Raw genomic sequence first — 18,391 nt, 5'->3', positions numbered from 1 at the left:
CATGCGCTTACGCTGAGTGCATGACCCGCAAGTTTCTTGACGAAGCCTATAACCACATCGGCAAAGGCATCGAACATTTCTACAATGATTGGGCCGCCACCTATGAAACCGAGGTTGGCGAAAATGGCTACGTCACGCCAGCCCGTTGCGCCCGTCTGCTTGCCGCGCATCAAAAAGATCGCTCCCTGCCCGTTCTGGATTTTGGTTGCGGTACAGGTCTCTCTGGTCTGGCACTGCGCGCCGAAGGTTTCGAGACAATCGATGGAATGGATCTTTCCGCCGAAATGCTGGCAAAGGCGCGGACAAAAAACCTTTATCGTTCGCTTCTCCAAATTCAGGACGATGCACCCCCGCCCTTTGCGCAAGGCGACTACGACGCAATCGCCGCAATCGGTGTGATTGGCCCGGGCGCCGCGCCTCTGGACGTGTTTGACGTGCTGCTCTCAAAGCTCGCGCCCGGCGGACTGTTTGTCCTCTCTTTCAACGATCACGCTCTCGAAGACCCGGCCTACGCCGCCAAAATCACAGACTGCGTGGACAAGGGTCTGCTGCGGGTGCTAGAGCAGGAATACGGCCCGCACCTTCCGGCGCGAAACATCAACTCCACTGTGTATCTAGCTGAAAAACTGTGACTTTCACGACGAGGTTTGCTCCTTCGCCTACAGGCCCACTCCATTTGGGCCATGCTTACTCTGCTCTGCTTGCGCACGATATGGCCCGCGCTGCCGGCGGGCGGTTTCTCCTGCGCATTGACGATCTCGACCAATCCCGCGCACGCCCCGAATGGGAACAGCAGATCTATGATGACTTGGCGTGGCTCGGCCTGAGTTGGGACGAAAAACCACGCCGCCAATCAGATCACTTCGACGACTACGAAACCGTTCTGGACACCCTTCGTGCTCGCGCTCTCACGTTCGAGTGCCAATGCACCCGACGCGATATCGAGGCTGCGGCCTCTGCCCCACAAGAGGGAGCGCCGCTCTTTGGACCTGATGGACGCATCTATCCCGGAACATGCCGCGCCAAAGACCTTTCCGCTGATGAAGCCACCTGCACACGTTTGAACATGGCGCGCGCCGCCAAAGATCTTTATGCGCGCTTCATTGAAACCGGGCCTGCCTTTGCCGGAGACCACAACTTAACCCAAAGAGATCTCACCGAAACCATTGGCGACGTGGTGCTGTCGCGTCGCAATATGGCAGCGTCCTACCATTTGTCGGTGGTGCTGGATGACGCGGCCACCGGAGTCACCCACGTCGTCCGCGGCGAAGATCTCTTTGAAGCAACCCGCATTCACGTCTTGCTGCAAACGCTCCTCGGCTTGCCCGTTCCTCGGTATCACCACCATAGCCTGATCCGCGACGGCGCAGGAAAACGGCTTGCCAAACGCGATGACGCAAGGGCAATCGCAAAATTCCGTGACGAGGGAGCGAGCCCTGCAGAAATACGTGAAATGGTCGGCCTTTAGTCGTCCAGTGGCTTCATGAGCTCGACAGATTCGCCTTCCCGTACGGCCGTATAAAAACACGTGCGTCGGTTGGTGTGACACGCGGCACCAGTCTGATTGACGAGAACAAGAATGCAGTCCTGATCGCAGTCGTAGCGAAAATCCACCAACTCCTGCACATGGCCAGAGGTCTCGCCCTTGATCCAGAACGCCTGCCGCGAGCGGCTCCAATACGTGACCTTACCGGTTGCAAGGGTTTTTTCGACGGCCTCAGCATTCATCCACGCCATCATCAAGACTTCGTGGGTCTCGGCATCCTGCGCAATTGCCGGGATCAAACCCGCCTCATTGTATTTCAGGCCCTGCGCGTCAAATTGCATACCAACGTCCCTCTTTGCATCCGTGCTTGCGCCCTCTATCTATGAAAGCGTTAACAAAGGAAACCGCGATGTCCGGCGAAAATGACCTGATCAAGCTTTACTCCGGCCAGATCCTGAATCTGGCAGCAGCGATTCCGCATACGGACCGGCTCGAAAGCCCGGACGCAACCGTCAAGAAACGGGCGCCACTATGCGGATCTACTGTAACGGTCGACCTCAAGATCGAGGACGGGCGCATTGTAGAATTCGCACAAGACGTCAAAGCCTGCGCACTAGGTCAGGCCTCAGCGTCCGTCGTAGGATCCGCCGTAATAGGCCGCTCACGATCGGAAATCGAAGAAGCCCGCGCAGCTCTCAAAACCATGCTGAAGGAAGATGGCCCGACGCCAGCTGCGCCGTTTGATGGCCTTGAGGTGTTGCGCCCCGCGCGAGACTACAAAAACCGCCATGCCTCAATTCTGCTCGCGCTTGATGCCACGGCAGAAGCTTTTGAACAGGCGGAACAGGCAAACTGCGCCTGAACTCTACACCGAACTAAGGCAAAAAAAAACCGCCGCACTTTCTGGCAGGAAAGGCGGCGGCAGTGAGGTGCGTCTTCACGTGGGACCCGGTTCCTCGATGAAGGGGATCAGGCAGTGAACCCTTCGGGACTTAGAACAGGCAGAACAAGTCGAGATGCATCTAGATGGGGACAGGATGCGGGGACAAACCGGCGTGAAGGTCGCAGGCAGAAATCAAAAAACTCCAATCAAACAGAAAGACCTACGATCAAAAGTCTTCCAGACAGTTCAGATGTAACCGGGCACATGCAGAGCCAGAACCATCAACACAACAAGAACAACACCACCAAGTGCGTCCTGAACCAGAGTGTCGCCAGAATTGCGAACCACGGATTTAATTTGTTGCATCATGGGTGCCTCCTCCCGATCAATCCTTTGTTGCCTCTTTGTTCTCATATTCACCCCGCTCAGGCAAGAACTTTTTGAGAACATTTGAGAACAAAATGAGAGCGAAGGCGCTAACCGACTGAAATCAAACGGATCGCCTGGTCCTGCTCCATCAGCCAAAGGAGAACACGCGCTGCTTCGCCACGATCACCGCGAAGCTCCGGATCGTCGTGTAGGAGTTTTCTCGCGTCAGACTGCGCAACCGCCATGAGACTTGCCTGCGCCTCCATGTCTGCAATCCGAAATCTGGGCAAGCCTGACTGCGCAGTGCCGATCAGGTCGCCAGCGCCTCGCATTTGAAGATCCGTCTCGGCAATCACAAACCCGTCTTCACTGTCGCGCAGAACTGTCAGGCGCTTCTGCCCGCTCTCACTCAGAGGTGCCTGATACATCAGCAAACAAGTGGAAGCCTGCGACCCGCGTCCAACCCGCCCGCGCAACTGGTGAAGCTGTGCCAAACCGAAAATCTCGGCCCGTTCGATTACCATGATCGTGGCATTGGGCACATCCACGCCAACCTCAATCACTGTCGTCGCCACAAGCACCTGAGTCTCAGCCCGCTGGAATGCTGCCATGGCCGCATCTTTTTCTGCTGGCGGCATTTGCCCATGAACCAGCCCGACCACACCTTCGCCAAGAGCGGCTCGCAAGTGTTTGAACCGCTCCTCCGCCGCTGTAAAATCGACGTTCTCGCTTTCTTCAACAAGCGGACAAACCCAATAGGCCTGCTTACCCTCGGCAACGGCATTTCGCAGGTGCTCCACGACTTCATCCATACGGCCGGTGCTCACCAATGCTGTGGTAATCGGCTGTCGTCCTGGCGGTTTTTCGTCCAGAACAGAGACATCCATATCGCCGTACTGAGCCAGCGACAGGGAGCGTGGGATGGGGGTGGCGGTCATGACCAACACGTCCGCCCCGGCGCCTTTCTTGCCGAGTTCCAACCTCTGGCGCACACCAAAACGGTGCTGTTCGTCGATGATCGCCAGCCGGAGGTCGTCAAAGTGAACATCCTGCTGAAACACCGCATGCGTTCCTACCAGAACTTGAATATCTCCCCGAGCCAAAGCTTCCAGCTTTGCCTTGCGCTCTTTACCCTTGTCGCGGCCGGTCAGTATCTCCAACACAACGCCGGCGCTTTCGGCCAGAGGTTTCAGGCCTTCCATATGCTGACGCGCAAGAATTTCGGTCGGCGCCATCATCACGCCCTGCCCGCCAGCTTCGACCGCGATCAAGAGCGCCATAAAAGCCACCAGCGTCTTGCCTGCGCCCACATCTCCCTGCAGCAACCGGTTCATTCGGATCGGTTGCGCCATATCCCGCGCAATCGCCTCCACAGCGCGTTCTTGCGCTCCCGTAGGCGCAAAAGGCAGCGCTGCGCGTACTTTGGCCTGAAGCGCACCGGATTGTTCCGAAATGACACCTTTTGCCCGCTGCAACTGTGCCCGCGCCAGTGCCAAGGTCAGTTGATGTGCGAAAAACTCGTCATATGCGAGACGCTCCCGTGCCGGATGCGTCGGCGTCACCTCTGCCAAAGACATCGGCAAATGAACTTGTTCCATGGCCTCCCGCCAATGCGGCCATTTTGACTGGTCCTTCTGTGAAGGATCAATCCACTCCGCCAGTTCAGGCGCCCGATCAAGCGCTGAGCGAACGCCTTTGACCATTGTCTTTTGTGTCACCCCGTGCGTCAGCGGGTATACCGGTTCGAACGCGGGAATTGTGTCTGCCTCATTCGGCGCAACAATGTATTCAGGGTGAACCATCTGTGCGACACCGTCGAATAACTCGACCTTACCGCTCACCACGCGACGCTCGCCTTCGGGCAACACTTTCTTCAAGTATTCGCCCCGCGCATGAAAAAACACCAACTGGAACGTCGTCAGTGCATCCTGAACGGTAATCCGATACGCCCCGCCACGATTGCGTGCAGGGCGATGAGCACCGACCAATACCTGAACGGTAACCGTACACGGCAACTCCGCCTCATTGACCGAGATCTTGAGCGCGCGGTCAATTCCGGAATATGGAAGTGAAAACAATAGGTCACGCGGCTTTTCTACAGCAATCTGGCTGAGGTGCTGCGCCGTTTTTGGCCCCACGCCATCCAGTTTTGTCAGATCCGCAAACAGCGGATAGAGGATCTCTGGCCGCCCCGTCATTGCCCGATTACAACCCCTCGACCAGCGCCAGCCACGCGTCTTCATCTATCGTTTCAACGCCAAGATCCGCCGCTTTCTTGGCTTTTGAACCCGCTCCCGGTCCCGCCACCAACAGATCTGTCTTGCCGCTCACCGAGCCAGACACTTTGGCGCCAAGGCTCTCTGCCCTGACTTTGGCCTCGTCTCGCGTCATCTTTTCAAGCTTGCCTGTAAACACCACGGTCTTTCCAGCAACCGGGCTCTCGGTCGCAACCGCTTCCGGCGACTCAATGCTCAGCATACCCACAAGGCGGTCGATTTCCGCCCGTTCTTGCGGATTCGCAAAGGCATCCGTCAAAGACAACGCGACCGCCGCACCGATCCCGTCAATTCCCGTCAGATCATCCCACGCCGCTTGCGCAGATCGAGACACGTCCACTTCTGCCGCCGCAAGATCGCGTGCTTCCTTGATACGTCCGCGCCGCCCTTCCCTTGCTGCGGCAATACGCTCGGCCTCTTCCGCGACATCCGCAGCCCGCCAGCCTAATGCCGCTGGGCGCGCGGCCTCTGCGGCCTCAGCCAACTTGTCCCAAGTCATAAAATGCTGGGCCAGGTCTTTCGCTGCCGTCTCCCCGACATGTCGAATACCCAAACCAAACAGAAGACGGCCGAAACCAATCTCGCGCTTCGCATCGATCGCTGCAAACAGGTTCGCAACGCTCTTGTCCTTGAAACCTTTTCGGTTCTTCAGGCTGGTAAGGTTGGCTTCATCCCGCTCGGCAAGCGTGAAAATATCTGCGGGTGTTTTGATCGGAAGCTGTGCATCGTCGAAAAACATCTCGATCTGCTTCGCGCCCAGCCCTTCGATATCCAAAGCCTTGCGTGCCACGAAATGCTTTAATTTTTCAATAGCTTGAGCCGGACAAATCAATCCGCCGGTACAATACCGTACCGCATCCCCCTCCTCGCGCACCGCGGGACTTTCGCACTCCGGGCAAACATCCGGAAAGACATACGGCACGGCATCTTTGGGACGCTTCTTAAGGTCCACATCGGCGACCTTGGGGATCACATCGCCCGCACGATAGACCTGAACCCAGTCCCCAACGCGGATGTCCTTGCCATCGCGAATGTCTTCTCCCTTGCTGTCCCTGCCCGCGATGTAATCCTCGTTGTGGAGCGTCGCGTTGGACACGACAACGCCGCCCACGGTAACAGGATGCAATCGAGCCACAGGGCTGAGCGCGCCGGTGCGGCCCACCTGAATGTCGATCCCTTCCAGCCTTGTCCACGCGAGTTCTGCGGGAAACTTGTGCGCAACAGCCCATCGTGGGGTTGTTGAGCGAAAACCCAGTCGCCCCTGAAGCGCGAGATCGTCCACTTTGTAGACCACGCCATCGATGTCATATCCCAGCGACGCACGTTGCTCTTCTATCATCCGATAGTGCGCGATCATCGCGTCTGGTCCATCGCAAAGCGCTGTCAGGTCATTTGTGACGAACCCCAAATCAGAGAGCTTTTTGATTGCGCCCATCTGTGATGCTGCCAAAGGCTGGGAAAGGTCGCCCCATGCATATGCAAAAAACTTCAAGGGCCGCTCACGGGTCACATTGGGATCAAGCTGACGCAGGCTTCCAGCAGCCGCGTTACGCGGATTAGCAAAAACCGTTTGAGGTTTTTTTCCTTCCGCTTCCAACTTGGTGTTTTTCTCGACAATGCGCGCATTCAGCGCCTCGAAATCAGCGTGGCTCATGTAGACCTCGCCGCGCACCTCAATCACATCGGGCGCACCTTCCAGAACCTGAGGGATATCGGCAATGGTTCTGGCATTCTCGGTGACATTCTCACCGGTTTCCCCGTCACCACGGGTCGCCGCATAGACCAACTGTCCTCCTTCGTAGCGAAGCGAAAGACTCAACCCGTCAATCTTCGGCTCCGCCGTAAACCTCAGTTCATCACGCGGCAACATGTTGAGATATTTGCGGATGCGATCGTCAAAATCCACGACATCGCTATCCTCAAAAGCATTCCCGAGGCTCAGCATGGGCACCACATGAGTGATCTTGCCAAATCCTTCGGAAGGCGCCGCGCCCACTTGGTCGCTCGGGCTGTCAGCGCGCTTCAGTTCCGGGAACCGCGCTTCAATCTCCGCGTTCCGACGCTTGCCCGCGTCATAGTCGGCGTCGGAGATCTCCGGCGCATCCTCGGTATGGTAAGCTTCGTTGGCGCGCCCCAAAAACGCAGCAAGGCGCGCCAGTTCCAGGCGCGCCTGCTCTTTGGTCATTTCGCTCACTTTAAGCGCGTCGGTCACCGGCGTCTCCCTATCTACCCTCCCAAGTGATAGGGCCGCCGCTTTCCGACCTCAAGCGGCTTATGCGCGGAGTGCGACAGTCTCTTCCGAAACCGCAGGTTCCGGATCACGCAGCACATAGCCACGGCCCCAGACGGTCTCGATGTAGTTCTCGCCACCAGTCGCCTCGGACAGCTTCTTGCGCAATTTGCAGATGAAGACGTCAATGATTTTCAGTTCCGGCTCATCCATGCCGCCATAGAGGTGGTTCAGGAACATCTCTTTGGTCAACGTGGTGCCTTTGCGCAGGCTCAGCAGTTCCAGCATCTGGTACTCTTTGCCGGTCAGGTGAACAGGCTTGTTTTCAACCTCAACGGTTTTTGCGTCCAGGTTCACAGAAATCTGACCAGTGCGGATGACCGACTGGGAGTGGCCTTTGGAACGACGGATGATCGCGTGAATGCGAGCCACCAGCTCTTCGCGATGGAACGGTTTGGTCAGATAATCGTCCGCACCATATCCAAAGCCCTTGAGCTTGCTCTCGGTGTCATCTGCACCGGACAAGATCAGGATCGGTGTGTCGATGCGCGCGGTGCGCAGCTGGCGCAGAACTTCGTGGCCGGTCATGTCCGGCAGGCCCAGATCCAGCAGGATCAGGTCGTAGTCATAGAGCTTAGCCAGGTCGATGCCTTCTTCGCCAAGATCGGTGGAATACACATTCAGGTTCGCGTGCGTCAGCATCATCTCGATGCTTTTGGAGGTGGTGGGGTCGTCCTCAACCAACAAAACTCGCATTATAAAATCCTTACTTCAGGAGGGTTGCCTGTTAACCATGGCTAATAAAGGTTAACTCGTGGTTACTAGGTTGGTCTGTTAATGAAGATTACCATCCCCCTGACACCCAGATTTACACGTTTGACGAGTTTTCGCAAAGTATTGGCAAGAAATGGCCACCCCTTTTGCGTGTCCTCGCGGAAACCCACCTGTTTTTTGGCTTTTATGCGGTTGGACTTGCCCCCTCATCTGCCGTTTTTTCGCGATATTTCTGTACCGACGTCGCCTTGAGCGCATCGAATCCGTGACGCGAAACGGCTTTCACCCAGTGATTGAACTCCTCTTCGCTCAACCCATAGGTCTCCAAAGCCTCTTTCTGACTAATCAGGCCGTAAACGACCCCCTTAACAACCGCCGCCTTGCGCGAGGCAACCCACCTGCGCGTATCAGCCGGGGGCAAATCCGCACGCGTCATCACCGAGCCATCAGGCAAGGTCACACACCGCGGTCCCTCCACTTTTTTCAAAAACATCACACTTTATCCTTCTCAGGTGGCGACACACTGCCCCAACAGACTTAATGAGGTATGAAACCGCCCCTTGAGAGTAGTTAGGATTTTCCTATATTCTCGACGACTTCTGATCGGAGAGACTCATCATGGCGCTTGACAGCGACACAAAGCTGAATTCCCTCGGCTTTGCAAAACCCCCATCCGAGACCCGCGTGGTTGTTGCCATGTCCGGCGGCGTCGACAGTTCTGTTGTCGCGGCGAAACTGGCGGACGAAGGCTACGACGTGGTCGGCGTGACGTTGCAATTGTACGACCACGGTGCGGCTCTGGCCAAGAAGGGTGCCTGCTGTGCTGGGATCGATATTCACGATGCGCGTCGCGTGGCCGAAGAAAAGGGTTTTCCCCACTATGTCCTTGATTACGAAAACATCTTTCAGGACGCAGTGATCGATGAATTTGCCGACAGTTACCTCGCCGGCGCCACCCCTGTTCCCTGCATCCGGTGCAATGAGCGTGTGAAATTCAAGGACCTGCTGGAAACCGCCAAGGATCTGGACGCAGACTGCATGGCCACCGGACACTACATCCAGCGTAAAATAGGTCCCAACGGAGCGGAGTTGCACTCGGCCACCGACGCCCGTCGTGACCAGAGTTATTTTCTGTTTTCGACAACGCCGGAGCAGCTCGATTTCCTGCGATTCCCTCTGGGCCACCTGCCCAACAAAGACGCAACACGCGCATTGGCCGCTGAATATGGCCTTTCGGTTGCCGATAAACCGGACAGCCAGGACATCTGTTTTGTCCCAAATGGCGACTACGCCAGCGTTATCGAGAAGCTTCGCCCCGGAGCTGCCGAGCCCGGCGACATCGTGGATCACGAGGGCAACGTACGCGGAACGCACAACGGTGTTATTCATTACACCATTGGCCAGCGCCGCGGACTCGGCATTGGCGGCCTTACTGAACCGCTCTATGTGGTCAAACTCGATGTTGACGCGAAACAGGTGATTGTCGGCCCAAAGGAAATGCTGTCCACGCGCACCATTCCGGTCCGCGAAATCAACTGGCTCGGGGACGAACCTTTTGACAGCCGCAAGGAATGGCACGTTTCCGTAAAGGTGCGCTCAACCCGTCCCCCGCGCGAGGCGATCATCAGGCCGCTTGGCCCCGACACTGCGGAAGTGGAACTGCTCACGCCGGAAGAAGGCGTTTCGCCCGGCCAGGCTTGCGTCTTCTATGACAGCGAAAGCTCGCGCATTTTCGGCGGTGGATGGATCTGGCGCGGGTATTGATCCCGCGTCACACCATGTCCGTGGCCGTGTTCATCAACACGTAAAACCCGACCGCAATCATCACATAAGGGGCAAAACGGTCCAGCCGCACCACGCGGGTAATGAGCCCCCCTGTGGCCCGTGTCACAGCCAGACCGACTATCGCCAGCAAAAGCGCCGACACAGCAGCGCCGCCGAGCGCTGCTGCGCGATAGGAATCCGTGGAATCCGCCAACAGCGGCGCAAACACGGCGAAACTGTCCAATGACACACTCAAGAAAAGTGCGATCACCGCGATCACCCGCATCCGGTCGAAACTATGCTTGGCGTCTTCGCCGCCGCGCCACTGCCGCGCAAGAGCGGTGAACCCAAGAAGCAATGGCACAAGACCCAAATATCCAACGGCATTCGGCACTTCGCTCTCAAGGCCTTCGGCCAAAAGCATCGCCGCACCCAACATGATCACTTGCGCCGCAAGATACCCGACAGTCGTGCGCCAAATCCCAAGCGTCAAGATCATACCGGCCATAATCGCAAGGTTGTCGATATTGGTTAGCAAATGCGCGACAAAGGCTGAAAAACCGAAGCCAAGTATATCCATAGGCTAGCCCAATCCGTCCAAAACCGCTTTCGCCGCCCTCAGGCCCGGCGCTTCCTGCCCTTTGCCAAGGCGCTCCATAGTCAAGGCCATGACGTCCTTTTGCGCCTCTGGAGCCCGCAAAACGTTGACGACGGCCGGAGCTATATCTTCAGGTTTGAACGCAGGACCAAGAAATTCCGGAATCAACCGCGTGTCCGTGACAAGGTTGACCAGTGTTACCGTATCAATCAAAGCCGCGCGGCTCATGATCTGCCAGCTTAGCCAGCTCATGTCGTAGGCAATCACCGTCGGCGTTGAACTCGCCGCAAGCTCAAGTGATACCGTTCCAGATGCAGCCAAAGCAACATCGCCGGCAGCAAAAGCCGCGCGCTTCTCGTCAAGAGCCTCGCCTGGCGTCATTCCACGCGGATCAAGAACCAGAGGCGGCGTCGGCCATTCGGCCGTGATTTCGGACACCAACCCGGCCACCGGAGCCGCGGCAGGAACGACAACGCGCAAGTCTGGCACCTCCAGCTTGACCCGCGCTGCAACATCTCCAAATGTCGCTGCCAAACGGTTTACCTCCGACGCCCGCGAGCCGGGCAATGCGACCATCAGAGGCGCATCACCAAGACCGTGTCTGGCGCGAAAAGCCTCAACCTCGGCAGCGCTGGCAACCGGCTCATCCACAACCGGATGTCCTACAAAATCACACCGCACACCAGCGCGTTCCATATACGGGGGTTCGAACGGCAGCAGTGCAAGAACCTGATCGATAACCTTTGCCATCTTGTCCGCGCGTTTGGGCCGCCAGGCCCACACAGAAGGCGCCACATAGTGAACCGTACGGATGTCACTGGCTTTTTTGACCTCTTTGGCCACACGCAACCCGAAGTCCGGACTATCGATCGTGATCAGCACATCAGGCTGCATTTCAAGCACCGCCTGTGCTGTTTGATGCATTCGCTTGAGAAGATGCCGATATTTGGGCAACACCTCCGCGATCCCCATCACGCTCAACTCGTCCATCGGAAAAAGGCTTTCGAGCCCCTGCTCTGCCATCAAAGGACCGCCAACACCGGCAAAGACCACTTCCGGTTCAAGACTGCGCAACCCCGCCATCAAGGCCCCGCCAAGCCGGTCGCCCGACAATTCGCCTGCGACCAGAAACACTTTCATCAGATCACCTGACCCAGCAGGAAAAGTCCGGTCTCTTCAATCGCCTGCCGGATGCCGGGGGGATCAATGACCACAACATTGCCAGCGGCAACAACGATACCCGCCACTCCGGCTTCCGCCGCTCTGCGCACTGTGTCGGGGCCAATTGCAGGCATGTCAACGCGCAGGTCTTGCCCTAGCTTGGGCGCCTTCACGAATACACCTTTGCCACGGCGCAATTTTTCGGGGGTCTCTCCAACAAATCGCAAAAGCGCGTCCGTCCCTTGCAGCGTCTCGATCCCGAGACACAAACCCGCAGCGACAACCGCGCCCTGCCCGACGTCCACCGGTGCCAGTGCTGCCAGCACCTCTTTGGCTCTTTCGGCATCGGCAAGCGCAGCGGCGTCCGGTTCAGGCCCTCCGATTAAGCCTTCGGAGGCACAAATTTCCGGCAAAAGTTCGTGCGCACCAACGACTTCGAACCCCTGCTCTTCAAAAACCGCGATGATCAGGCGCAGCAAGGCGTCGTCGCCCTTTTGCATTGCCGCAAGCAAACGCGGCGCAATCGACATCATGCCCGCGTCCATGTCTGCAGGATTCAGGTCCGGACGTCCGAGACCACCGGCGAACACGACGCGCGTCACGCCTGCATCCTTCAACGCCTGCCAAATACCGCCGATCTTCGCGATGTTGTGCAAATCGACCGGCTCCGGCATGTCATGCGCAACGCCCTCGAAAACAACCCGCACAGCCTCCGGGTGCGCCTGCGCAATCATCACCGGCAGCGATCCGCCACCGCTCAGAATGGCCAACTTGCCCATGAGTTACCTCGGCGTCAGAAAAGAGCGATCGGTTTCGCCCAAAACAAAGTTGACGATGTCGCGCACATAGTCGCTGTCAGTTTCCTCGCCCAGACGGCGCGCACGTTCCTGAAACGCGCCCTCACCCTGCGCCAGCATCTGAAAGGCTGCCCGCAATGCGGTGATATCCGACCGCGGGACACCTCGACGCTTCAACCCAACCAGATTGAGGCCATCCAATTCGCCACGCGGAGCCTGTACTAGGCCATACGGGATCACGTCGTTGGTCACCATGGAAACAGCGCCAATGATCGCGCCTTTACCAATACGCACCCATTGGTGAATTCCGCACAGACCACCAATGATCACGTCATCCTCAATCACACAGTGACCGGCTACGGCCGCAGAATTCACAACAATCACGCGATCCCCGATCTGGGCGTCGTGGGCGATGTGGCAGCCGGCCATGAATAGCCCGTCGTCGCCCACGCGCGTCACGCCGCCGCCACCTTCGGTGCCGGAGTTCATCGTGACGTGTTCGCGAATGCGATTGCGCTTTCCGATGATCAATTGGCTTTCCTCACCCCCGAATTTCAAATCCTGAGGAATTTCACCAATAACCGAGAAGGAAAACACAATGGTTTCGGCACCGATTTCAGTGTTGCCGGTGATCACGACGTGGCTTTTGAGCTCCACATCTTGCTGCAGAATCACATTCGGCCCGATCACGCAAAACGGCCCTACGATGCAGCCGTCAGCGATCTGCGCTCCGTCCTCAATCACGGCGCTGGCATGCACCTGCGCGTTCGCGGAAATCGCCATAGAGCTTACTCCTTCGGCATGTCCATCATCGCGGTGAAATCGACCTCACAGGCCACGTCGCCTTCAACAGTCGCCAGACCCGTGAATTTCCACACTTTGCCGCCCGGCTTGCCACGCGTCGTCGTCAGCTGCATCTCAAGCACGTCTCCAGGCACGACCATGCGGCGGAATTTGCACTTGTCGATGCCCATGAAATAAACGAGCAGATCTTTGTCTACCATGTCCATTGCCACGCCGACCATCACAGCGGATGTCTGCGCCATTGCTTCGACAATGGTCACGCCCGGCATGATCGGCTTCGACGGGAAGTGTCCCTGAAAGTGAGGTTCGTTCATCGTGACATTCTTGATGCCGCGCGCGGATTTATAGCCGTCGATGTCGACAACCTTGTCCACCAGCAAAAACGGGTAACGGTGGGGAATGATCCGTTGGATCAGACCGATATCGGCGCTTTTGAGATCGTCAGACATGATCGGCTCCTGCAAATCCTTGAAGTGTAGTGTTTCCTAGCAACCCCGCTAGGCCGGGGCAAGCACCACCAGCCTTCTCCGACAAAGGAACGCAGGGGCGACTTTTCTGCGAATTCTAGTCCTGTGGCGCCGGAATGGCGCGGCCTTCCCCAAGCGTTTCATTCAGTCGCCGGATCGCCTCGTCCGTGATGTCGACGCTGTCGTTGGACAAAAGAACGGTGCGGCGCTCTAGAATAACACCAGCCCCGGTTTCCTGCATCAGCGCAAAAAGAATTGGCCGCGCGGCCTGAATGAACACTGCCTGTTCCCGTTCGCTCAACTCGTTGATCTCGGAGAACTTCGCATCCTGTTCGCGTCTGATCCGGCTGACGCGCTCATCAAATTCCCGCGCAAGCGCCGAGAATTCCTCCGCTGCCATAGTCTTTCGCTTCTCGGTTAGCTCGCGTTCTTCCTCTGTCAGGGATGTCTCCATCTCGGCATTCTGGGCAACAAGCTCCGCCTGAAGACGTGCAAGCTCTACAGCCACGCGTTGACCAAACAGTGACTCGGAAAACATCCTCTCACTTTCGACCACCAGAACGGGGGCCAAAGTTCCCTGAACATCCTGCGCCGACGCGGTGCCGGCAATCCCTGCCAGAACCAGCGTCAGCGCTTTGAGAAGACGCCCCATCAGACTTTAGAAAGTCGCGCTAACGGTGAAGTCGAAGTTCTGCTCGCGGTCAAAGTCTTCTTTCTTGAGAGCCTTGGTGAAGTTGAACCGCAGCGGTCCAATCGGTGTGTCCCAGAAAATCGAGAAACCGACCACATGACGCAGAGAGAAGTCTTCGTATAATACGCTGCCCGTGCCACTGACACCGTCATCCAGCCCCCAAAGCGAGCCTACATCGTAGAAAAGACCGCCGGAGATACCGATTTCTTCCGGAATACCAAGCGGGAACTCAGCTTCGAAACGGGCCACGGCGTAGAAGTTACCTCCGAGGCCGTCATCGTATCCCGCGCCAATTTCACGAGGACCGATACCGTAGGGGTCAAAGCCGCGCATTACACGGGAGTTCAGCTGGAAACGATCTCCGATCCGGCTGTCATTGTCGGGTGAAACAAGAGCACCACCTTCCAACACGGCGCGCAGCGTGACTTCTTCATACCAGATTTTGGTCTCGGCAATCGCCTTACCAGTAGTCTTGATAAAGGTGTAATCACCGCCGATACCGCCAAAGTCCTGTGCAAACTCCAGCAACACGCCGCGGTTGGGATCAAGGCCCTTACGACGTGTGTCGTAAATGTAGGAATAACCAACCGAACTGTTCCACAGATCTCCGCGCGCCGCCTCTTTATCGATGATAGAACCGGGTTGTGTTTCACCGGTATTGATCTCCATCGAGGTGTTTTGAAGCGTGTAACGGAACTGCGTGCGCGCGTATTCGCTAACCGGGAAGAACACAGACGGTTTGAACTCACCAACGGTGTTGGTAAAGCGCGTTTCACTGTTGTCGTTTTCGACAAACGACAGGTTCACACCCGCGGACACATTACGCCCGAGGAAATTCGGCTCGCGGAAGTTCAGGCCGTAGTCCACCAAGTCGGATGAGGTCGAGAAAGACAAACCGAACTGCTGGCCGCGGCCGAGGAAGTTGCGTTCGTTGAAACGCACGACCAGACCGAAACCGTCGTTTGTCGAATATGTACCACCGAAGGACAGTGAGCCTGTCGGTTGCTCCACAACGTCAACGTCAACAATCACCTGATCAGGCGACGTGCCTTCGCGTGCGTTCACGTCCACGTTGCCAAAAAAACCAAGTGCGCGGATACGTTCTGCGCTTTCGCGAATTTCACGCGGGTTGAAGGGGTCGCCTTCCACAATACGGAACTGGTTCCGGATAACCTTGTCCAACGTGGTCGTATTGCCCTCAACATCAATGCGTTCAACAAAGATACGCGGGCCTTTGACCAGTGCGAACTCGACATTCAATGTCAGATCACGATCGTTACGCGTGATCCTAGGGTCAACGCGCAGGAAATCGTGACCCTCCCTAAGCGCCCGCTTCTCCATTCTGGAAATGGAGTTTTCAATCAGCGACGGTGAATACACAACGCCAGGCTTCAGCCGCAGAACCTCAAGATATGGCAATGCATCCACACCGTCGATTTCACTGACGGCCGTAATGTCGCCGAACTTGAACTGCTGGCCTTCCTCGACATTGAAGGTCAAGAAGTAGCTGTCACGTTCGCGGCTCAACTCGGCGTTAACACCAGTAATCCGGAAGTCGACGTACCCGCGTGACAGATAGAAGTCGCGCAGCACCTGCTTGTCGAACTCGATCCGGTCCGCGACAAAAGTGTCCGACCTGAACAGCGCCCGAAGCAAACCGGCCTGCTTGGTTTCCAGAACCTGACGCAGACGGCGATCTGTGAAATTCTGGTTGCCCACAAAGCCAAGACGCTCGATTTCGGTAACGCCACCTTCGAAGATCTCAAACACCAGGTCGGCACGGTTGTCACTGCGCCGAATGATCCGCGGCTCAACCCGTGCTGCAAGTCGTCCCTGTTCAGAGTATGCTTGCGTGATGCGCGCAGCATCGCGTTCGGCAACAGTCGGGTTCAGAACCCGGCGTGACTGGCTTTCGATCACCGCTTCCAGCGCTTCGTCCTTGAGACGCGCATTGCCTTCGAAATTGATCCGGTTGATCGTCGGATACTCGACGACCTTGATGATCAATGTGCCTCCGCTGGGCACCATTTCCACAGTCTCGAAAAGACCACTCGCCAGAACCCGTTGGTAGGCTCCGTTCAGTTGGCCCGCTGTGATGCTTTGGCCGCGCTCGATTCCCGCATAGTTGACGATGGCAGAAGATTCGACCCTCTGGTTGCCCTCGACCTTTACACTGCTGAATGAGTAATTCTGCGCCGATGCGATCGTTGGCAGAACGATCAAAAGCGCTGAAATCAAAAGAAAAATAGCAACCGCAAATTGCCGGAATTGCCCGTGCTCACTGCTCTTGGCCAAAGCCAATGCCTGCGTTTGTTTGGTCATTCCCAAACCCTTCCAGAACTTCCCTGTGGGACTGTGAGTAACGGGTATGAATGCTCTTGTCAAAAGACCAAACGGCTCAAAAGCTTACCCACCGGCAGCGGGAGTTATCCACAGGCACTGGTGGCGCTGAAAAACGAGGCTACAGGATGTTGTGCTGAGAACGAGTTCGGCGCGGACCGAAACCGGCTCAGAAAGGTCCGAAGGTGGTGCCGATAAAGCTACCCAGCGTCAGGCCTGCCAAAATGGCTGCAGGAAACAGCAACCGTTCCCAGTTGATGTCGATCAGCAAACCAAGCGCGCGATATCCGTCTTCGATTGTGTGCATCTTGCCATTCCAAACTTTTGTCTGAAATCGACGCTATCTATCGATTTGGGCAAAATTAGGGCGCACTCGCCTTTTTGGCGATCAGCGGCACAAAATCAGATCGTTCAACAGTCCAAAGGTCATCAGCCCGAGAACAATCATCAATCCGACTTGCATCAACACGTTTAGCCAACCGTCGCTGGGCGGACGCCCCGTCACAGCTTCGTACGCGTAGAATACCAGATGTCCGCCATCCAGCATCGGGATCGGAAACAGGTTCAACATGCCGATCGCCGTCGAGATAACAGCAACAAACCAAAGGAAATCCACGATCCCGCGCGACGCCATCTCGCCTGCGGTTTCCGCGATCCCGACAGGTCCGGAAAGGTTACAGGAACTGATTGCGCCTGTGATCATATGATAAAGCCCGGAAACAGAGCCCGACGCCACCCGCCAGGTCTGGCCGACACCCAGCTCGAACGCCTGTCCCACAGGCACAGACTCTGTGGCGGACATTTCAAATGCCAGACCTCCGGTGACGCCAATACGCCAGAACGTCTTGAACCCGCCTTCTTCCTGCGGTTCGTCCGACCGTTTCGGTGTCATCTCGAATTGCATGGTTTCGCCGTTGCGGATCACGTCCAGCAAAAGTGTTTTGCCCTCGCTGCCTTCGACGGCCTTTTGCAGATGCGTGAACGCCTCTACCCTTTGACCGTCGACGGCGGTGATCACGTCGCCCACTTCAAGCCCTGCAGCCCGTGCCGCCGAACGGGGCACGATCGTATGAACGACCGGTGTATTGAAATAAGGCCCGGTGACTTCCATCACCTTGCCGTCCCGCTCCACCTCATAGAGCAATGGATCCACGACAGCCATGTCCTCCCAGAAGCTGACAAAGGCCTCACCGTCCTCCGAGCTGGGCACGTCAATTCCGTTGACTGACAGAACAACATCGCCTTCTTCGAGCGTGTAGGATTTGTGTGGCATTTCAAACAGCTTGCCGATCACAAGCTTGTCCCCCACTTGCCCGTTAATCATGATCACAGCGGCAAACATGAAAATCGACAGGATAAAATTGAAAACCGGACCTGCCGCAACCGTCGAGGCCCGCGCCCAAAGGGGTGCACCGTGCATGGTTGCCCGCAGTTCGGCCTCGTTCAGGCCTTCCATCGCATCCGCATCCTTGCCGGAAGCAGCGTTGGCATCGCCCTTGAACTTCACATAGCCGCCCAACGGGATTGCCGCAATTTGCCACTGCATTCCGCGTTTGTCCTTGCGCGACCAAATGACCGGTCCGAAGCCGATGGAAAACACATCAGCGCCAATCCCACTCCAGCGCCCGACGATGTAGTGACCGTATTCGTGGATCGCCACGACAATCGACAACGCCGCGATAAAGGCAAGAAGGGTGACAGCTCCACCACCAAAGCCGGAGATGATTGCGCTTAGATCCAAAACGTACGTC

General features: G+C 56.9%; 19 protein-coding genes. 4 read left to right on the top strand and 15 right to left on the bottom strand.

The genetic code is table 11. From position 1 onward, the window contains the following. The first annotated feature begins 20 nt into the window (after positions 1 to 20). Positions 21 to 632 carry a class I SAM-dependent DNA methyltransferase gene (locus BXY66_RS06475; RefSeq protein ID WP_132859331.1) on the top strand — a complete coding sequence of 204 codons (612 nt, stop codon included), beginning with the start codon at positions 21 to 23 and terminating at the stop codon, positions 630 to 632. Then, a complete protein-coding gene (gene gluQRS, locus BXY66_RS06470; RefSeq protein ID WP_132859330.1) occupies positions 629 to 1,468 on the top strand; it encodes a tRNA glutamyl-Q(34) synthetase GluQRS in 840 nt (279 codons plus the stop codon). The genes BXY66_RS06475 and gluQRS overlap by 4 nt, the downstream gene beginning before the upstream one ends. Here gluQRS and hisI read toward each other — a convergent pair. After that, a complete protein-coding gene (gene hisI / locus BXY66_RS06465; RefSeq protein WP_132859329.1) occupies positions 1,465 to 1,827 on the bottom strand; it encodes a phosphoribosyl-AMP cyclohydrolase in 363 nt (120 codons plus the stop codon). The genes gluQRS and hisI overlap by 4 nt on opposite strands. 68 nt (positions 1,828 to 1,895) lie before the next feature. Here hisI and BXY66_RS06460 point away from each other — a divergent pair, with 68 nt between their 5' ends. Beyond that, the gene (locus tag BXY66_RS06460) at positions 1,896 to 2,348 is read left to right on the top strand and encodes an iron-sulfur cluster assembly scaffold protein (protein WP_132859328.1); all 453 of its coding nucleotides are present in this window, start codon (positions 1,896 to 1,898) and stop codon (positions 2,346 to 2,348) included. 267 nt (positions 2,349 to 2,615) lie between these two features. Here the strand turns inward: BXY66_RS06460 and BXY66_RS20685 are convergent, their stop codons facing one another. The 5 genes from BXY66_RS20685 to sciP all read right to left on the bottom strand — a co-directional run bounded on the left by BXY66_RS20685 (position 2,616) and on the right by sciP (position 8,511). After that, positions 2,616 to 2,738: a hypothetical protein gene (locus BXY66_RS20685; protein WP_279432485.1), complete on the bottom strand. Its 123-nt coding sequence runs from the start codon at positions 2,736 to 2,738 to the stop codon at positions 2,616 to 2,618. Between the two features lie 107 nt (positions 2,739 to 2,845). Then, complete coding sequence (gene recG, locus BXY66_RS06455) at positions 2,846 to 4,936, bottom strand: ATP-dependent DNA helicase RecG (protein ID WP_132859327.1); 2,091 nt, start codon at positions 4,934 to 4,936, stop codon at positions 2,846 to 2,848. 7 nt (positions 4,937 to 4,943) lie between these two features. Next, positions 4,944 to 7,199, bottom strand: a complete 2,256-nt coding sequence (gene ligA, locus BXY66_RS06450; protein WP_132860365.1) for an NAD-dependent DNA ligase LigA — start codon at positions 7,197 to 7,199, stop codon at positions 4,944 to 4,946. Between the two features lie 87 nt (positions 7,200 to 7,286). Further along, positions 7,287 to 8,000: a response regulator transcription factor CtrA gene (gene ctrA / locus BXY66_RS06445; protein WP_132859326.1), complete on the bottom strand. Its 714-nt coding sequence runs from the start codon at positions 7,998 to 8,000 to the stop codon at positions 7,287 to 7,289. Between the two features lie 202 nt (positions 8,001 to 8,202). Next, positions 8,203 to 8,511, bottom strand: a complete 309-nt coding sequence (gene sciP, locus BXY66_RS06440) for a CtrA inhibitor SciP (RefSeq protein ID WP_132859325.1) — start codon at positions 8,509 to 8,511, stop codon at positions 8,203 to 8,205. 125 nt (positions 8,512 to 8,636) lie between these two features. Between sciP and mnmA the strand changes: the two genes are divergently transcribed. Further along, entirely contained in the window at positions 8,637 to 9,782 is a 1,146-nt protein-coding gene (mnmA, locus tag BXY66_RS06435) for a tRNA 2-thiouridine(34) synthase MnmA (protein WP_132859324.1), read from the top strand. A 7-nt stretch (positions 9,783 to 9,789) separates the two neighbouring features. On the opposite strand, the gene BXY66_RS06430 is transcribed toward mnmA, so the two are convergent. From BXY66_RS06430 to rseP, 9 genes are all read right to left on the bottom strand, one after another. Beyond that, a complete protein-coding gene (locus tag BXY66_RS06430) occupies positions 9,790 to 10,362 on the bottom strand; it encodes a hypothetical protein (RefSeq protein WP_132859323.1) in 573 nt (190 codons plus the stop codon). A gap of 3 nt (positions 10,363 to 10,365) precedes the next feature. After that, entirely contained in the window at positions 10,366 to 11,520 is a 1,155-nt protein-coding gene (gene lpxB, locus BXY66_RS06425) for a lipid-A-disaccharide synthase (RefSeq protein ID WP_132859322.1), read from the bottom strand. Beyond that, on the bottom strand, positions 11,520 to 12,320 hold the full coding sequence (locus BXY66_RS06420; RefSeq protein ID WP_132859321.1) for an LpxI family protein: 801 nt from the start codon (positions 12,318 to 12,320) through the stop codon (positions 11,520 to 11,522). The genes lpxB and BXY66_RS06420 overlap by 1 nt, the downstream gene beginning before the upstream one ends. A 3-nt stretch (positions 12,321 to 12,323) precedes the next feature. Then, positions 12,324 to 13,121: an acyl-ACP--UDP-N-acetylglucosamine O-acyltransferase gene (lpxA, locus tag BXY66_RS06415; protein WP_132859320.1), complete on the bottom strand. Its 798-nt coding sequence runs from the start codon at positions 13,119 to 13,121 to the stop codon at positions 12,324 to 12,326. A 5-nt stretch (positions 13,122 to 13,126) separates the two neighbouring features. Continuing rightward, a complete protein-coding gene (fabZ, locus tag BXY66_RS06410) occupies positions 13,127 to 13,591 on the bottom strand; it encodes a 3-hydroxyacyl-ACP dehydratase FabZ (RefSeq protein ID WP_132859319.1) in 465 nt (154 codons plus the stop codon). Between the two features lie 115 nt (positions 13,592 to 13,706). Continuing rightward, positions 13,707 to 14,261 carry an OmpH/Skp family outer membrane protein gene (locus BXY66_RS06405; protein WP_132859318.1) on the bottom strand — a complete coding sequence of 185 codons (555 nt, stop codon included), beginning with the start codon at positions 14,259 to 14,261 and terminating at the stop codon, positions 13,707 to 13,709. A 6-nt stretch (positions 14,262 to 14,267) separates the two neighbouring features. After that, entirely contained in the window at positions 14,268 to 16,622 is a 2,355-nt protein-coding gene (gene bamA / locus BXY66_RS06400; protein ID WP_132859317.1) for an outer membrane protein assembly factor BamA, read from the bottom strand. Between the two features lie 187 nt (positions 16,623 to 16,809). Next, positions 16,810 to 16,947: a hypothetical protein gene (locus BXY66_RS20415; RefSeq protein ID WP_165929114.1), complete on the bottom strand. Its 138-nt coding sequence runs from the start codon at positions 16,945 to 16,947 to the stop codon at positions 16,810 to 16,812. An 81-nt stretch (positions 16,948 to 17,028) separates the two neighbouring features. Next, positions 17,029 to 18,381 carry an RIP metalloprotease RseP gene (gene rseP / locus BXY66_RS06395; protein WP_132859316.1) on the bottom strand — a complete coding sequence of 451 codons (1,353 nt, stop codon included), beginning with the start codon at positions 18,379 to 18,381 and terminating at the stop codon, positions 17,029 to 17,031. Positions 18,382 to 18,391: the final 10 nt, after the last annotated feature.

Source organism: Shimia isoporae (assembly GCF_004346865.1).
GTDB classification, from domain to species: Bacteria; Pseudomonadota; Alphaproteobacteria; order Rhodobacterales; family Rhodobacteraceae; genus Shimia; species Shimia isoporae.
The sequence above is the reverse complement of the archived record's forward strand: the minus strand, read 5'-3'. Positions and strand labels throughout refer to the sequence as shown.

Excerpts from the sequence above, each read along its gene's own strand:
- BXY66_RS06475 (WP_132859331.1), top strand. The coding sequence starts at position 21 with ATGACCCGCAAGTTTCTTGACGAAGCCTATAACCACATCGGCAAAGGC.
- hisI (WP_132859329.1), bottom strand. The coding sequence starts at position 1,827 with ATGCAATTTGACGCGCAGGGCCTGAAATACAATGAGGCGGGTTTGATC.
- BXY66_RS06460 (WP_132859328.1), top strand. The coding sequence starts at position 1,896 with ATGTCCGGCGAAAATGACCTGATCAAGCTTTACTCCGGCCAGATCCTG.
- BXY66_RS20685 (WP_279432485.1), bottom strand. The coding sequence starts at position 2,738 with ATGATGCAACAAATTAAATCCGTGGTTCGCAATTCTGGCGACACTCTG.
- recG (WP_132859327.1), bottom strand. The coding sequence starts at position 4,936 with ATGACGGGGCGGCCAGAGATCCTCTATCCGCTGTTTGCGGATCTGACA.
- ligA (WP_132860365.1), bottom strand. The coding sequence starts at position 7,199 with ATGACCAAAGAGCAGGCGCGCCTGGAACTGGCGCGCCTTGCTGCGTTT.
- ctrA (WP_132859326.1), bottom strand. The coding sequence starts at position 8,000 with ATGCGAGTTTTGTTGGTTGAGGACGACCCCACCACCTCCAAAAGCATC.
- sciP (WP_132859325.1), bottom strand. The coding sequence starts at position 8,511 with ATGTTTTTGAAAAAAGTGGAGGGACCGCGGTGTGTGACCTTGCCTGAT.
- mnmA (WP_132859324.1), top strand. The coding sequence starts at position 8,637 with ATGGCGCTTGACAGCGACACAAAGCTGAATTCCCTCGGCTTTGCAAAA.
- BXY66_RS06430 (WP_132859323.1), bottom strand. The coding sequence starts at position 10,362 with ATGGATATACTTGGCTTCGGTTTTTCAGCCTTTGTCGCGCATTTGCTA.
- lpxB (WP_132859322.1), bottom strand. The coding sequence starts at position 11,520 with ATGAAAGTGTTTCTGGTCGCAGGCGAATTGTCGGGCGACCGGCTTGGC.
- BXY66_RS06420 (WP_132859321.1), bottom strand. The coding sequence starts at position 12,320 with ATGGGCAAGTTGGCCATTCTGAGCGGTGGCGGATCGCTGCCGGTGATG.
- lpxA (WP_132859320.1), bottom strand. The coding sequence starts at position 13,121 with ATGGCGATTTCCGCGAACGCGCAGGTGCATGCCAGCGCCGTGATTGAG.
- fabZ (WP_132859319.1), bottom strand. The coding sequence starts at position 13,591 with ATGTCTGACGATCTCAAAAGCGCCGATATCGGTCTGATCCAACGGATC.
- BXY66_RS06405 (WP_132859318.1), bottom strand. The coding sequence starts at position 14,261 with ATGGGGCGTCTTCTCAAAGCGCTGACGCTGGTTCTGGCAGGGATTGCC.
- bamA (WP_132859317.1), bottom strand. The coding sequence starts at position 16,622 with ATGACCAAACAAACGCAGGCATTGGCTTTGGCCAAGAGCAGTGAGCAC.
- BXY66_RS20415 (WP_165929114.1), bottom strand. The coding sequence starts at position 16,947 with ATGCACACAATCGAAGACGGATATCGCGCGCTTGGTTTGCTGATCGAC.